The organism is Qipengyuania citrea, from assembly GCF_009828015.1.
Lineage (GTDB): Bacteria > Pseudomonadota > Alphaproteobacteria > Sphingomonadales > Sphingomonadaceae > Qipengyuania > Qipengyuania citrea.
The window spans coordinates 546,427-561,610 of the sequence record NZ_WTYG01000001.1 but is presented as its reverse complement, the minus strand read 5'-3'; the positions used below and the strand labels follow the sequence as shown (position 1 = coordinate 561,610).

General features: G+C 65.7%; 13 protein-coding genes and 1 tRNA gene. 6 read left to right on the top strand and 8 right to left on the bottom strand.

What is annotated here, in order from left to right:
• Positions 1-66 precede the first annotated feature (66 nt).
• Genes GRI55_RS02545 through GRI55_RS02530 form a run of 4 tightly spaced genes read left to right on the top strand, consistent with a single transcriptional unit; the run spans position 67 to position 2,576 of the window.
• Positions 67-357: a YggT family protein gene (locus GRI55_RS02545; RefSeq protein ID WP_050601695.1), complete on the top strand. Its 291-nt coding sequence runs from the start codon at positions 67-69 to the stop codon at positions 355-357.
• A complete protein-coding gene (gene folD, locus GRI55_RS02540) occupies positions 357-1,253 on the top strand; it encodes a bifunctional methylenetetrahydrofolate dehydrogenase/methenyltetrahydrofolate cyclohydrolase FolD (RefSeq protein ID WP_160766094.1) in 897 nt (298 codons plus the stop codon). Before GRI55_RS02545 ends, folD begins: the two co-directional genes overlap by 1 nt.
• Positions 1,250-1,951 (top strand): Cif family virulence factor, encoded by a 702-nt coding sequence (locus GRI55_RS02535; RefSeq protein ID WP_160766093.1) that lies wholly within the window; start codon positions 1,250-1,252, stop codon positions 1,949-1,951. Before folD ends, GRI55_RS02535 begins: the two co-directional genes overlap by 4 nt.
• Before the next feature lies 1 nt (position 1,952).
• Positions 1,953-2,576 carry a MarC family protein gene (locus GRI55_RS02530; protein WP_050601698.1) on the top strand — a complete coding sequence of 208 codons (624 nt, stop codon included), beginning with the start codon at positions 1,953-1,955 and terminating at the stop codon, positions 2,574-2,576.
• A 23-nt stretch (positions 2,577-2,599) separates the two neighbouring features.
• On the opposite strand, the gene GRI55_RS02525 is transcribed toward GRI55_RS02530, so the two are convergent.
• Both GRI55_RS02525 and GRI55_RS02520 read right to left on the bottom strand, forming a co-directional pair.
• On the bottom strand, positions 2,600-3,211 hold the full coding sequence (locus GRI55_RS02525; protein WP_050601699.1) for an LON peptidase substrate-binding domain-containing protein: 612 nt from the start codon (positions 3,209-3,211) through the stop codon (positions 2,600-2,602).
• A gap of 8 nt (positions 3,212-3,219) precedes the next feature.
• Positions 3,220-4,143 carry a tetratricopeptide repeat protein gene (locus tag GRI55_RS02520; RefSeq protein ID WP_160766091.1) on the bottom strand — a complete coding sequence of 308 codons (924 nt, stop codon included), beginning with the start codon at positions 4,141-4,143 and terminating at the stop codon, positions 3,220-3,222.
• Between the two features lie 196 nt (positions 4,144-4,339).
• Here GRI55_RS02520 and GRI55_RS02515 point away from each other — a divergent pair.
• Together GRI55_RS02515 and GRI55_RS02510 are read left to right on the top strand one after the other, a co-directional pair.
• A tRNA-Gly gene (locus GRI55_RS02515) sits at positions 4,340-4,414 on the top strand.
• A gap of 160 nt (positions 4,415-4,574) precedes the next feature.
• Positions 4,575-6,782, top strand: a complete 2,208-nt coding sequence (locus GRI55_RS02510) for a TonB-dependent receptor (protein ID WP_160766090.1) — start codon at positions 4,575-4,577, stop codon at positions 6,780-6,782.
• A 74-nt stretch (positions 6,783-6,856) separates the two neighbouring features.
• Here the strand turns inward: GRI55_RS02510 and GRI55_RS02505 are convergent, their stop codons facing one another.
• From GRI55_RS02505 to mtnP, 6 genes are all read right to left on the bottom strand, one after another.
• Positions 6,857-8,032: a saccharopine dehydrogenase family protein gene (locus GRI55_RS02505; RefSeq protein WP_160766089.1), complete on the bottom strand. Its 1,176-nt coding sequence runs from the start codon at positions 8,030-8,032 to the stop codon at positions 6,857-6,859.
• Between the two features lie 53 nt (positions 8,033-8,085).
• The gene (locus tag GRI55_RS02500) at positions 8,086-8,868 is read right to left on the bottom strand and encodes an acyl-CoA thioesterase domain-containing protein (protein WP_160766088.1); all 783 of its coding nucleotides are present in this window, start codon (positions 8,866-8,868) and stop codon (positions 8,086-8,088) included.
• Between the two features lie 10 nt (positions 8,869-8,878).
• The gene (gene dcd / locus GRI55_RS02495) at positions 8,879-9,433 is read right to left on the bottom strand and encodes a dCTP deaminase (protein WP_160766087.1); all 555 of its coding nucleotides are present in this window, start codon (positions 9,431-9,433) and stop codon (positions 8,879-8,881) included.
• A 60-nt stretch (positions 9,434-9,493) separates the two neighbouring features.
• On the bottom strand, positions 9,494-12,631 hold the full coding sequence (gene putA / locus GRI55_RS02490) for a bifunctional proline dehydrogenase/L-glutamate gamma-semialdehyde dehydrogenase PutA (RefSeq protein WP_160766086.1): 3,138 nt from the start codon (positions 12,629-12,631) through the stop codon (positions 9,494-9,496).
• A gap of 96 nt (positions 12,632-12,727) precedes the next feature.
• A complete protein-coding gene (gene glpD, locus GRI55_RS02485) occupies positions 12,728-14,215 on the bottom strand; it encodes a glycerol-3-phosphate dehydrogenase (protein ID WP_160766085.1) in 1,488 nt (495 codons plus the stop codon).
• Entirely contained in the window at positions 14,212-15,084 is an 873-nt protein-coding gene (gene mtnP, locus GRI55_RS02480; RefSeq protein ID WP_063510601.1) for an S-methyl-5'-thioadenosine phosphorylase, read from the bottom strand. Before mtnP ends, glpD begins: the two co-directional genes overlap by 4 nt.
• Positions 15,085-15,184: the final 100 nt, after the last annotated feature.

Below are 15,184 nucleotides of genomic sequence, written 5' to 3'. Positions count from 1 at the left end.
GTGGCGCGCGGCGCGGCGCGCTTGTAGGACGCGCAACAGGACAGCTTCAAGGGAACGCACCACCACATGCAGGCGCTCAGCACGATCTACCAGATCATCTCCATGCTCACCAACGTGCTGGTGATGCTCATCATCATCCAGTTCATCATCGGCCTGTTGTTCGCCTTCAACGTGGTCAACCGGTCGAACGATTTCCTCGCGGGCTTCTACATGGCGATCAACCGCCTGCTCGAACCTGTGCTGGGGCCGATCCGCAACCTGCTGCCCAATACGGGCGCGATCGATTTCTCGCCGCTGGTGCTGATCATCCTGCTCAACATCGTCCTGATCGTCCTCGGCAATGTGATCTACGGCTGATGGCCGCGCAGGTCATCGACGGGAAGGCGTTCGCCGCCAAGCTGCGCGAGCGCGTCGGCCGGCAGGCGGCGCAGTTCGAACAGGCGGCGGGGCGCAAGGCGGGGCTCGCGGTGGTGCTGGTGGGCGAGGACCCGGCCAGCCAGGTCTACGTGCGCAGCAAGCACAAGGCGACCGTGGCTGCGAACATGGAGAGCTTCGAGCATCGCCTGCCGGCGGATGCTGGCGAAGCCGAACTGCTCGCGCTGGTCGAACGCCTCAACGCCGATCCGGCGGTCGACGGCATCCTCGTCCAGCTGCCATTGCCCGGCCACCTCGACGAACAGGCGGTGATCGCCGCTATCAGTCCCGACAAGGACGTCGATGGCTTCCACGTCACCAACGCCGGGCGACTGGCGGTCGGCCAGAGCGGTTTCGTCCCCTGCACGCCGCTCGGCTGCATGATGCTGCTGACCGACCGGCTGGGCGATCTCTCGGGGCTCGAGGCGGTGGTGATCGGCCGGTCGAACATCGTCGGCAAGCCGATGGCGCAGCTGCTGCTCGACGCCAATGCCACGGTGACCATCGCGCATAGCCGCACCAAGGACCTGCCCGTAGTGGTCAGGCGCGCCGACATCGTCGTGGCCGCAGTGGGCCGCGCCGAAATGGTCAAGGCGGAATGGCTCAAGCCGCAAGCGACGGTGATCGATGTCGGGATCAACCGCCTGCCGGCAGAACCCGGCACGGACAAGGGCCGACTGGTCGGCGATGTCGACTATGCGGGTGCGCAGGGCGTTGCCGCCGCGATTACCCCGGTGCCCGGCGGGGTCGGGCCGATGACTATCGCGGTGCTGCTGCGCAACACGCTGGTCGCCGCCTATCGCAACGAAGCGCTCGACCTGCCCGAAGGCGCGCTGTGAGGCTCGCCATCGCCCTGCTGGCGCTGGCGCTTACCGCCTGCACCGCCGGGCCCGGTTCGCGCGATCGCTATGCGCGGCTGCTGACGCCCGCTGCCAATCCTTCCAAGGTGGTGGCCGCCGAACTGGAACTTGCACGCGCGGCGCAGGAAGACGGGCAATGGTCCGCCTTCCGTGATTTCTCCGCCGGCGACGCGGTGCTATTCGTGCCCGAGCCGGTGGCAGCACGCGACTGGCTGCAAGGCCGCGCCGATCCCGCAGCGGCGCTGCAATGGCAGCCGCATCACATCTGGTCGAGCTGCGACGGGTCGCTGGCGGTCACCCGCGGGGCCTGGCAGCATCCGGATGGCGCGCAGGGCGAGTTCACCACGGTATGGCAACGCCGCGCGAATGGCGACTACCGCTGGACACTGCATCAGCGCATAGCGCAAGATACCCCGCGCAGGGCGCCGGAATTCGTCGGCACCGATGTCGCCGAATGCCCGGCACGCGGTCTGGCGGCGGAGCTGCGCGAACAGGCCACGCAGTCGCGACCGGTCGATGGCGGCACCTATTTCGACCAGGTCAGCGGCGACAGCAGCCTGTTCCTGACCTTCGTGGTCGCACCCGATCTGTCGCGTCACTGGAAACTGATGCTGCACCGCGATGGCCGCATGGTCGATGCCGTGGCGGGCAGCGTCGCGGCGCCGGTGGAGGAGTAGCATGACCGCCCTGTTCCTGTCCGCATTCATCACCCTGTTCGTCGTCATCGACCCGCCGGGCTGCGCGCCGATCTATGCCGGATTGACCAAGGGTGCCTCGGCAGCCCAGCGCCGCAACATGGCGATCCGCGCATCGGGGATCGCGCTGGTCATCCTGCTGGTCTTCGCGCTGTTCGGCGAGGACTTGCTCGGGGCGTTGCATATCGAACTCGACAGCTTCCGCATCGCCGGCGGCCTGATGCTGTTCTGGATCGCCTTCGAGATGGTTTTCGAAAAGCGCACCCAGCGGCGCGAGGAACGGGCCGAGAAGGTGGCCGCGACGCCCGAGGTCGAAGACGTGTCGGTCTTTCCCATGGCCATTCCCATGCTGGCCGGGCCCGGGGCGATCGCAGCGATCATGCTGCTGATGAACGAGGCGCAGGGGATCGAGCAGAACCTCATCGTGCTTGGCGCGCTGGTGGCGGTCATCCTGATCACCATGGCCGCGCTGATCGCCGCAGGGCCGATCATGCGGCTGTTCGGCGACAAGGTCGAAGCCGCGATCACGCGCGTTCTCGGCGTGCTGCTGGCCGCGCTGGCGGCGCAATATGTCATCGATGGGCTGCGCGGCAGCTTCTTCGGCTAGGGCGGCCTGGCCCGCGCCGCGCGCTATTGCAGCGTGACGATCTCGTCGCCGTCGTCGCGCAAGGCGAAGAACTGCATCAGCTGGATCATCAGGTCGCAACGCTTGCGCAGGTCGGGCGCTTCGAGCAGCGCCTGCTTGGAAGCCGAGTCGAAGGGCGCGATCTGCGCAACGCCGTTGATCAGCGTTTCGTCATCGAGCTGATCGACCGAATCCCAGTCGACCGAATAGCCCTGCATGTCGGCGAACCGCCGCGCTTCGAATTCGAAGCCGGCGCGTTCGACCGTCGACAGCGTCTGTCCGGGCGGATCCTCGATCATTTCGGCTTCGACCTGCCTGAAGGCGGTCGCCACCTCGAGTTCGCGGAGCACGCGAAACCGCGATTCGCCGTCGAGCACGATGTTGTAGCGTCCGTCTTCCAAAGCCTCGACATCGCCGATCCGGCCGACGCAGCCGACCGTATAGAGCGGTGCGCGATCGCTCGGCTTCTGGGGCTGGATGATCCCGATCAGCCGGTCCTTGGCCAAGGCACTGCCGATCAGCTCGCGGTAGCGCGGCTCGAACACATGCAAGGGCAGTTGCAACCCCGGGAAGAGGATCGCCCCCGCAAGCGGGAAGATGGAAAGACGCTGGCTCAACGGCCGCCCTATCCGAACAACAGGCGCGAGAGGCGCCGCCGGGTCGCTACCACCCACGGATCCTCGAGACCGACAGCTTCGAACATCTGCAGCAATTTGGCGCGCGCTGCGCCCTCGTTCCATTCGCGGTCGGTTTCGACCATCGCCAGCAGTTCGTCGGCTGCGGCATCGCGATCGCCCGCAGCGAAGGCCGCCTCAGCGTAATCGTAGCGCGCCTGCATATCGCCGCCTTCGGCCTGCTGCCTGAGCGCGGCGAGTTGCCTGTCATCGACCTTGTTGCCAGCCAGTTCGAGCGCGGTTTTCGCCTGTTCGATCTGTGGATCGGCAGCCACCGCCGGATTGGCTTCGGCCGCGCTCAGCGCCGCCTGCGCCTGTTCGGCATGGCCTGCCTGCACGAGCGCGCGGACCAGCCCGGCATGCGCCGCGGCATTGTCGGGCGCCATCTGCACCACCTGTCCGAAAACACCTGCTGCGCGTTCGGCGTCGCCTTCGGCCAGGACCTGTTCGGCCATGGTGACGAATTGCGAGACGTCCTGCTGCTGCTGTTGGCCGCCTGCCGCGCCATTATCGCCGCCGCCGTCGACCGGCAGCTGGGCGAGGATCTGGTCGAGCGTCTGCTTGAGCTGCGATTCGCTGCGCGCATTGGTAAGATCGGCCACCGGCTGGCCCTGGAACATCGCATAGACCGTCGGGATCGACTGCACCTGGAACTGCGCGGCGATGAACTTTTCCGCGTCGACATCGACCTTCTTCAGCACCACGCCCTTGTCGGCATATTCGGCCGCGACCTTTTCGAGCATCGGTGCCAGCGCCTTGCAGGGGCCGCACCACTCGGCGTGGAAATCGAGGATGACGAGCTTCGACATCGACGGTTCGACGACGTCGGTCTTGAAGCGCTCGACCGCTTTCTGTTCGTCAATGCTCAGCCCCATGCTCGCCACGTAAGTCCACCTTTCATCTGAAAATTCCGGTATGCCCCATGTGGGCATTCGCGCGGCAATGTGAAGGAGCGCCGGCACGCTCGCAAGGGTCGCAAAAAATCTGCAATTTTCGGCTTGCGAGACTCAAAGGCCGCTGCTAGTTGGCCGCCTCCCCACCGGGACCACCCAGTTCCGGTAGCGCCAGTGAGCGGGCGTAGCTCAGGGGTAGAGCACAACCTTGCCAAGGTTGGGGTCGGGCGTTCGAATCGCCTCGCCCGCTCCATTTTCCTCGATAATCCGGATATCTGTTGGCCGATGAAAGGCCTGCGCGCCCTGCGGCGCGTGCGGTCGTTGGTCGCTTTGCCGGGCCAATTCGTCGAGCGGCAAGGCGGTCGGGCCAAAAAGAGGTTGCGCCACAGGCTGAGCCCGCTAACAGCCACGATATGTTGTATCGTATTGCTAGCTCGCTTCGTCTCGTCGGCTCCACCATCTCGCTCGCGGCATTGGCCGTGGGCAGTCAGGGCTACGCCCAGTCCGCCGAACCGGCAGTTCCCGCACAGGACGCCGAAAATCCCCCTTTGACCGACGATCTGCACGATCGGCGGATCAACTATCAGGGCCAGATCGTCGTCAGCGCGCAGGGGATACGCGATCTCGATCTGCTCGCCGGGACCGACGTGGTCGAGGGCGAGGAATTGCAGCGCAATCTCGCGGGCCAGATCGGCGACGTGCTCGACAGCCAGCCGGGCGTATCGGCAAGCGGGTTCGCGCCCGGGGCATCGCGCCCTATCCTGCGGGGTTTCTCCGGTGAACGGGTCAAGGTGCTGATCGACGGAATCGGAGCGATCGATGCCTCGAACACCTCGGACGATCACGCGGTCTCGATCGATCCGCTGACCGCCGAACGGATCGAGGTGCTGCGCGGCCCCGCAGTCCTGCTGTTCGGCAGCCAGGCGATCGGCGGCGCGGTCAACGTCATCGACAAGCGGATCCCGCTGCGGCTGCCGAGCGAAAGCGTGCATTTCGACTTCCTTGCTGGCGGCGACACCGCCGCCGACCAGCGTGAAATCGGCGGATCGGTCGATATGCGGCTGGGCAATAGCGGCTTCGTCTTCCATGCCGATGGTTCGTGGCGCGAGACCGACGATCTAGAAGTCCCCGGTTATACCGTCGCGCCTGCGCTGCGCGCCGACCTGCTGGCCGATGCTGCCGAAGAGACCGAGGAAGGCAATCTCGAAGAAGCCGAAGAATTGCGCGAAGCCGCCGACCAGCGCGGTTTCGTTCCCAACACCGGCACCGAGACATGGACTGCGAACGCCGGGCTCGCGTTCTTCAGGAACGACAGCAGCCTTGGGTTCTCCTTCGGGGTTTACGATACCCAATACGGCGTGCCGGGTCGCCCCGGTGCGGGCCACCATCACGGCGAGGAAGAAGGCGAGGAGCATGATGAAGACCACGGCGCCGAAGAGGAAGAGGGCGAAGAAGCCGTAAGCATCGGCCTGCGCCAGTACCGCGCGGATCTGCGCGGCGACATCTATCTCGGCGAAGGCCTGTTCGAACGGCTGCGCCTGCGCGCCGGCTATTCCGACTATACGCATACCGAATTCGAGGGCGACGAAATCGGTACGGTGTTCGATGTGCAGGGGATCGAGGCCCGCGCTGAGCTGATCCAGAACGACAGCGGCCCGTGGCGCGGTTCGATCGGCATGCAGTATTATTTCCGCGATTTCGAAGCGATCGGGGCCGAGGCCTTCGTCGCGCCGAACCGGACGGACCAGTTCGCCGTGTTCGCCTTGCAGGAATATGGCACCGGACCGCTGCAGCTCGAGGGCTCGCTGCGCTACGAAAACACGCATACCGAAGCCAATACGCTCGGCATTACGCGCGATTTCGACACCTTCTCGGGCGCGGTGGGGCTGTCCTACGAAGCGACGCCTGCCATCCGTACCGGTATCAACCTGTCACGGGTGGCGCGCGCGCCCGCCGCCGAGGAACTGTTCTCGAACGGGCCGCATATCGCGACGCAGGCATTCGAGATCGGCGATCCCAACCTGAAGCAGGAAAAGGCCTGGGGCGCCGAACTGTTCGCCCGCGGGAGCCTCGCCGGCGCGACGTTCAGCCTCGCGGCGTACCGCACCTGGTTCGACGACTTCATCTACCTGTCGCAGACGGGCGCCGAAGAGGACGACCTGCCGGTCTTCGTCTTCCTGCAGCAGGATGCGACCTATTCCGGGATCGAGGGCGAAGTGGCCTTCGATCTGCTCGAGACGGACAACTTCACGCTGGGGACCGAACTGCTGGGCGAATACGTCCACGCCAAGCTCGACGACGATACCTTCGTCCCGCGGATTCCGCCGTTGCACCTGGCCGCCGCGCTCAAGGCGTCGACGGGTGACTTCGACGTGCGCGGCGAGGTCGAATGGTATGACGAACAGAACGACATCGCACCGTTCGAAACCGCGACCGACGGCTACACCTTCGTCAACGCATCGATCGCGTGGCGCCCGTTGCGGGGGACCAATTCGGTCACCCTGTTGCTCAAGGCGGACAACATTTTCGACGTCTCGGGCCGCCGCCACACCAGCTTCACCAAGGATTTCGTCCCGCTGGCCGGGCGCAATTTCAGCGCCAGCCTGCGCGCCAGTTTCTGAACCGGTCCGCGCACCCGGGTTTTCGGTGACCGCCATGGCCAGCCTTGGCGGTCACAGTATCGGTTCTGCCGTGCCTACTGTTCGACGGCGAAGGTCAGTTCGGCACGTTCCTGCAGCCGCGTGACCAGCGCTTCGCCGAGGAACGAGCCCGGAGTACCGACCCCGCCTTCGGCATCGCTTTCGAGCAGGCCCATGCCGGTTTCCGCCAGCATCCGGCTGGTCGAACCGTATCCCGGGTCGTACTTGCCCTTCACGGCATAGTGCAGCCGCTCGCCGTTTTCCCATTCGCCCACGAACAGGACATCGTAGAAGCCGTTCTCCCGCTCCTCCTTGGTCGGGCCCTCGCCCGGCTTGGGGGGCTTGGCACCGAACGGGTTCTTGAGCATCGAGACGACCGCGTCGGCCGCAGCCTTGCCGGCCTCGCCGGGGCTGGTCAGCATCATCTCGTCATAGCGGAAGTCTTCGCCATAGGGATGGCCGCGCAGGAAATTGGTGCGGTGGACGTTCTTGGTGTTGATCGTCGCCATAATGAACGGCGCGGCCCATTTGCCCAGTTCGTCCTCGTAATGCGGCATCATGCCCGAAGGTTGATCGGGGCCGGTGAAACCCGGCGTCAGGCCGAAGGGATCGTTGAGTACCTTGATGATCCCGGGGTTCTTGGCCGCGTTCTTCATCGTTGCGGTGAGGCTGGCCGCGGTGCCGCCCGAAAAGGTCCCCTGCATCGCGCGGACGCGGCCCTTGACGCGCGGAGCGGGCGAACCGTGGCGCTTCACCGCCTCCTGCTGCAGCATGAGCACGCCGAGATCAAAGGGTATCGAATCGAACCCGCTCGAGAAACAGATCCGCGACCCGCTCTGCTTGGCTGCCTCGTGATGCAGGTCGATCTGTTCGCGCATCCAGCCCGGCTCGCCGCACAGGTCGGCGTAGTCGGTCCCGCTCTTTACGCAGGCAGCGACCAGTGCGTCGCCATAGAGCTGGTAGGGCCCGACCGTGCTGAGAACGACCTTGGTCCGCGCGCACATGGTGTCGAGGCTGGCGGGATCGTCAGCGTCGGCCACGACCAGCGGCGTGCTCGCCGGTGCGCCGATTTCGTCGCGGACCGCTTCGAGCTTGTCCATGCTGCGCCCGGCCATGGCCCATTTCGGCCCATCCGCCGCTGCGCCATATTCACGCACGAAATGCTCGGCGACGAGGCGCCCGGTATATCCGGTGGCGCCATAGACGATGATGTCGAATTCGGTGTCGGCCATGTGTCTCTCCTTTGCCACCTGAATGCGCGCGGCTGACAGGAGAGTCAAAGACGTTACGGCGTCCGGGGGATGCGTGGGAGAACGCCCGACTGGCTCGAAATGGCCAGCAAGCGCCCGTCTTCGGCGAAGTGCCGGGCGCTGCCGTGCACCACGCCGCGATCGAAGGCGGCAAACTCGGTCACAGTCAGGACCCAGCCATCATCCGCCGACTGGATATAGCGATAGGTATCGTCGAGGCTCGAACCGCCGCGCGAAGCAGGATGCGCGCCGAGGAAGAAGTCCGAGACGATCGCCAGCCAGCCCGAATCCGCCGGAAAGCCCGCCTGCGAACGCGACCACAGCGCCTGGATGCCGCGCGCATCGTCCTGCAGCGCCACGCGGGTCTCGAGCTGGTCGCCCAGCGTACCGGGCACGCCCCAGCTACGATCGCCGCTTTCGCATTCAGCGGGGGACGGGACGCCGGGCATTGCGGCGAAGATGCGCTGCTCGCTCGGCTCGCGCGCACCCAGCGCCGCGCTGACGCGGTGGGTCAGCCGGCCGTTGCTGCGAATTTCCGCCTGCCATTGCCCCACCGACTGGCCGCCGCCGCACTGTTCGCAGGAAACGACCAGCTCCTCCGCATGCGTGGTCGGGGCGAGGAACTGGATGTTCGACCATAGCAGCGTCTGTCCGCTCGCAAGTTCGAGCGCGTCGACCGCCGCCGCCAGCGCGACCCCGCCCATCACATGCGGTGCGCCTTCGGGCCCCACCGTGGCAGGCGGCATGACCGGCAGGACGTATTCGCCCCCGCGCTCGCCCGGCGCGACGCGCCAGAAGGGAAAGCGCGAAACGCTCATCCGATCGCGGTCACAGCCGCGGCAGCGTCACGCCGCGCTGACCCATATATTTCCCCGCGCGGTCGCGGTAGGTGGTCTCGCAGCGCTCGTTGCCCTGCAGGAACAGGAACTGGCACGCGCCTTCATTGGCGTAGATTTTCGCGGGCAGGGGGGTGGTGTTGGAAAATTCCAGCGTCACATGGCCTTCCCACCCGGGTTCGAGCGGGGTGACGTTCACGATGATCCCGCAGCGCGCATAAGTACTCTTGCCGAGGCAGATCACCAGCACGTCTTCGGGCACGCGGAAATATTCGACCGTCCGTGCCAGCGCGAAGCTGTTGGGCGGGATCACGCAGATGTCGGTTTCGCGGTCGACCAGGCTGTCGCCGTCGAAGTTCTTCGGATCGACCACCGCGCTGTTCACATTGGTGAAGATCTTGAACTCGGGCGCGACGCGCGCGTCGTAGCCATAGCTCGACAGCCCGTAGCTGATCACCCCTTCGCGGCGCTGCGCCTCGACGAAGGGCTCGATCATGCCCTCGTTCTGCGCCTTGTCGCGGATCCACTTGTCGGAAAGAATCGCCATGGGAGGACGATTCCCGAGCCGCGCCACTGGGGCAAGCGGCCCGGGAATCTTATCCGCCCTTTAGCTCGCCAGCAGCGTTGCGTTGCCCCCGGCGGCGGTCGTGTCGATGCACACCACGCGTTCGGTCGCGAACCGCGCGACGTAGTGCGGCCCGCCCGCCTTGGGGCCGGTGCCCGACAGGCCTTCGCCGCCGAACGGCTGGCTTTCGACTACGGCACCGATCTGGTTGCGGTTGACATAGAAATTGCCGACCTTGGCGCGCGCCTCGACAAAGGCGCGCGTGTCGTCATTGCGGCTGTGAAGCCCCATGGTCAGCCCGTAGCCGGTCGCGTTGATATCCTCGACCACGCGGCCGAGATCGGCAGCGCGGTAACGCACGACATGGAGGATGGGGCCGAAGTTCTCGCGTTTGAGGTCGAGGATCGAATCCATTTCCACGATCGTCGGCGCAACGAAGCACCCGGCATTGGCACCGCGATGAAGGCGGCGGCGCCATACGGGGAAACCGCCCTTCTTGCGCCGGGCGACATGCCGTTCGAGCGAGGATTTGGCGTCCATGTCGATCACCGGGCCGACATCGGTGGCCAGGTGCTCTGGATTGCCGATCGTCAGCGCCTCGAAGCCGCCGCGGATCATCTTCAGCATCTCGTCGTAAACGTCGTCCTGAATATAGAGCACGCGCAGCGCCGAGCAGCGCTGGCCCGCACTCTGGAACGCGCTGGCGACGACGTCGCGGGTCACCTGCTCGGGCAGCGCGGTCGAATCGACGATCATCGCGTTCTGTCCGCCGGTTTCGGCGATCAGCGTGGCGATCGGACCTTCGCGCGCGGCGAGGCCGCGGTTGATCGCCTGCGCAGTCTGCGTCGATCCGGTAAAGGCGACGCCCGCAATGCGCGGATCGGAAGTGATCATCTCGCCCACTTCGCCCGCACCCGGCAGCAGCTGAAAAGCCTCTTCGGGGATGCCCGCCTGGTGGCACAGGCGCACCGCCAGCGCCGCGATCAGCGGCGTCTGCTCGGCCGGCTTGGCGACGACCGTATTGCCCGCGGCGAGCGCAGCGACGGGCGTGCCAATGAAGATCGCCAGCGGGAAATTCCACGGGCTGATGCAGGCGAACACGCCGCGGCCATGCAGGCTGAGCCGGTTTTCTTCGCCCGTTGGCCCGGGCAGCGGGATCGGGCCGGTAAACTGGCGCCGCGCCTCATTGGCGTAGAAGCGCAGGAAATCGACCGCTTCGCGCAGCTCGAGCACTGCGTCCATCAGCGTCTTGCCCGCCTCGCGCTGGCACAGGCTGAGGAATTCGTCGGTATGTTCCTCGAACAGATCGGCCGCCGCTTCGAGCAGCACCGCGCGTTTCTCGCCGCCGAGCCGGTCCCAGCCCGGCTGGATCGCTTCGGCGCGCGTAATCGCTTCCTCGACTTCGAAATCGAGTGTGTCGCGCCGCGTGCCGACTTCGGCCGACAGGTCGTGCGGCTTGTTGATCGGGGCGATTTCGGCATCGGCACCCGACATGAAGGTCGGCTCCGCCGTCCAGTGCCGGCTCTCGAGCGCGGCGAGGCGTTCCTGCAGCGGTTCGAGCACCAGCGGATCGGACAGGTCGATCCCGGCTGAATTCTTGCGGCCCGGGAAGATGTCTTCCGGCAGCGGAATGGTTGGATTGCGATAGGGATCGAGCTGCGCCATGTCGGCCACCGGATCGGTCGCCAGATCGGAAGCGGGCACTTCGGCATCCGCCATGCGGTTGACGAAAGAACTATTCGCGCCGTTTTCGAGCAGCCGCCGGACCAGATAGGCCAGCAAGTCCTTGTGCGTGCCGGTGGGGGCATAGATCCGCACATTGGTGCGGTCGTTGCCTTCCATCTGCGCGAGCGCGCCGTAGATGTCCTCGCCCATGCCATGAAGGCGCTGGAATTCGAGTGGCTTGCCGCCCGCCAGCGCCTTGATCGCGCCGATGGTGTAGGCGTTATGCGTGGCAAAGGCGGGATAGATGGCATCGTCTGCGGCCAGCATCTTCTCCGCGCAGGCGAGATAGCTCACGTCGGTGGCCAGCTTGCGGGTGAAGACGGGGAAATCCTTGAACCCGCCAACATGGCTGAGCTTGATCTCGGTATCCCAATAGGCGCCCTTGACCAGCCGGACGAAGAACTTGCGGTCGTATTTGCGGGCCAGCCGCGCGGTCCATTCGACCATCGGCACGCCGCGTTTCTGATAGGCCTGGATGGCCAGCCCGAACCCTTCCCAGCGGCTGCCGTCGGGCCGTGTGAACAGGCTGTCGTCGCGCGCGAGGGCCTCGATCAGATCCATCGACAGCTCGAGCCGGTCGGCTTCTTCGGCATCGATGGTGAAATGGATATTCGCATCGCGCGCAGCGGTCGCGAGATCGCGCACGATCGGCAACAGGTCGGCGATCGCCAGATCGGCATGCAGGAAAGTGTATTTCGGATGCAGCGCGGACAGCTTCACCGAGATGCCCGGGGCGGTCCGCACGTCGCCGGTCGATTCGCGCACCAGGCGTTCGATCGCTTCGTGGTAATTCACCCGGTAGCGTTCGGCATCGGCGAAGCTCATCGCGGCTTCGCCAAGCATGTCGAAGCTGTGCGTCAGCCCGCGCGCGCGTTCGGGGGCCGCGCGCTTGAGCGATTCATTGATCGTGCGGCCATAGACGAACTGTCCGCCGAGGATGCGCATGGCCTGCAGCGTCGCGGTGCGGATCACGGGTTCGCCCAGTCGGTTGACCGCGCGCTTGAGCGTCTTGCCCATGCCCTTCTGCGCTTCCTCGGGACGTTCGAGCACTTCGCCCGTCAGCATCAGCGAGAAGGTCGCGGCGTTGACGAAGGTGGATGAGCTTTCGCCCATGTGTTCGGCCCAGTCGATATCGCCGATCTTGTCGCGGATCAGCGCGTCGGCTGTCGCCGCATCGGGCACCCGCAGCAGCGCTTCGGCGAGACACATCAGCGCCACGCCTTCCTCGGTGGCGAGGCCATACTGATGCAGGAAGGCATCGATCCCGCTGGCCTTGCGCTTGCGCGCCTCCTCGATCAGCCGGGTGGCGATCTCGGCGGCTTCTTCGTGCTTGGCGCTCGCCCCGCTGGCTTGTGCCATGCGCTCGGCGACGCAGGCGTTCTCTTCCGCGCGGTAGGCCTCGCGGAGCGCTTGGCGGGAAATGGGGGACAGGCGGGCAGGATCGTGCAGGGCCATACGACTCCGGACAGAAGGAGGGATAAAGCAGGCCCATTGGACCTGCGGTGTATCCCTTTCAAGCTTTGCGGAGCGCGCTGGTTCCGTAGCGTCGTGTCAGTCGCGCGCGGCAAACCAGTCGGCGACCGCCTGCTGTGCTTCGTCAGGCAGGTGCAGACCCAGCTTGCTGCGCCGCCACAGCACATCCTGCGCGGTGCGCGCATATTCGTGATCGACGAGGTAGCGCAGCTCAGCCTCGTACAGCGTACCGCCGAAGTGCCGGCCGAGATCGGCCAGCGCAGTTGCCCCGCCCAGCACACGGTCGATCCGCGTGCCATAGGCGCGCGCCAGCCGCAGCAGCATTTCGGGCGGTATCCAGGCATAGCGTTCACCCGCCTCCCACAGGAAACCGGCGAAATCGGCATCGGGCATGTCGCCGCCCGGAAGCGGCGCATGGGCGGTCCAGTCGCGCCCCGGCAGCGGCATCACCTCGCCCAGCTTTTCCAGCGCATGTTCGGCCAGCTTGCGGTAGGTGGTGATCTTGCCGCCATAGACCGACAGGATGGGCGCGCCGTCCTGCGTGTCGAGTTCGAACACGTAGTCGCGGGTCACGGTCGAATTGCTTGCGGCATCGTCTTCGTACAGCGGGCGCACGCCAGCATAGGAGGACACGATTTCCTCTTCCGTCACCGCGCTGGTGAAATAGCGCGAGGCCGCTTCGCACAGATAGCGGGTCTCCTCGGGGGCGATCGTCACGGCGTCGAGATCGCCCTCATATAGCAGGTCGGTCGTGCCGATCAGCGTGTAGTCGCGCTCATAGGGGATCGCGAAAATGATGCGCCCGTCGGGTTGCTGGAAGATATAGGCATGCTCGCCCGAAAACCGCCGCGACACGATGATGTGGCTGCCCTTGACCAGCCGCAGATGCGCCGGTGTGCCGGCCCCCAGTGCGATCTTGGCCACCCCGTCGACGAACGGACCCGCTGCATTGATCACCGCGCGCGCCGTCACGGATCGTTCGCCAGCAGCACTCCGCAGCGTCGCGCTCCAGCCATCCGCGCTTCGCTCCAGCGCGGTGCATTCGGTACGCACGCATATCTCTGCGCCGCGTTCCTCGGCGTCGCGTGCGGTCAGCACGACCAACCGCGCGTCTTCGACCCAGCAGTCCGAATATTCGAAACCGCTGGTCAGCCGGTCCTGCAGGATCGTGCGGTGCGGGGCCACGCGCAGCTTGACGCGCTTGCTCTTGGGCAGGCTCATTCGTCCGCCGATGCGGTCGTATAGCGCGAGGCCCAGCCATAGCATCCACTTGGGCCGCATGCTCGGTTCATGCGGCATGACGAAGCGCAGCGGCCAGATGATGTGCGGGGCGTTGCGCAGCAGCACTTCGCGTTCGCGGAGGCTTTCGGCAACGAGGCGAAATTCGTAATTCTCAAGATAGCGCAGCCCGCCATGGACCAGCTTGGTGCTGGCCGAGGAGGTATGCGAGGCCAGATCGTTCTTCTCGACCAGGAGGACCCGCAGGCCGCGGCCCGCGGCATCGCGGGCAGTGCCTGCGCCGTTGATCCCGCCGCCGATAACAAGGAGGTCGTAGGCTTCGTTCATTGCTGGCGGATCACGCGGCCGGCGACGGCATCAAGCCGGGTCATCAGCGCCTTGTCGCGGGCCTCGGGCGCGGTCACCACGGCATTGTCCAGCGCATGGTCGATGGGCGATGGCGTGCGTTTTCGCGGCAGGGCCTTGCAGAACGCTTCGATCGTTTCGCGCGCCAGCCGGGCATTGTCCTGCATCCGGTCGAGGACCTGACCGACATCGACCGCTTCGGTCTCGTCACGCCAGCAATCGTAATCGGTCACCATCGCCAGCAGAGCATAGGGCAGCTCCGCTTCGCGGGCCAGCCGGGCCTCGGGCATTCCGGTCATGCCGATCACTTCGGCGCCCCAATGGCGATAGAGCCGGCTTTCGGCGCGGGTGGAAAACTGCGGCCCCTCCATGGCGAGATAGGTCGCGCCCTCGGTGCATTCGCCCCCTGCTGCGGCGACGGCTTTCGCAGCGTGCCTCGACAGGCGGTCGCACACCGGATCGGCCATGGAGACATGCGCAACGAACCCGTCCCCGAAAAAGCTCGATGGGCGACCCTTGGTGTTGTCGATGAACTGGTCGACGGTGACGAACCTGCCGGGTGCCAGCTCTTCCGACAGCGAACCGACCGCGCTGACCGCGAGGATATCGGTGCAGCCAGCGCGCTTGAGCGCATCGATATTGGCGCGTGAATCGAGCGTCGAGGGGGCGATGCGATGACCGCGTCCATGGCGCGGCAGGAACCGCACGCGAACGTGCCCGATGGTGCCGCACAGGATCTCGTCGGAGGGATCGCCCCAGGGCGACTGTACCGCAATCCATTGCGGATCCTCCAGCGCATCGATGGCATAAAGCCCCGACCCGCCGATGATGCCGATGGTCCAGTCGCTCATATATCCCCTCTGCGTCGCCGGCCGATCGCTTGTCGCAGCTTCTCCCCTACGGGAGCTTGCCGCTTGCGGTTAATTTGTGCCTGAGCGGTGGCGTGTGGCA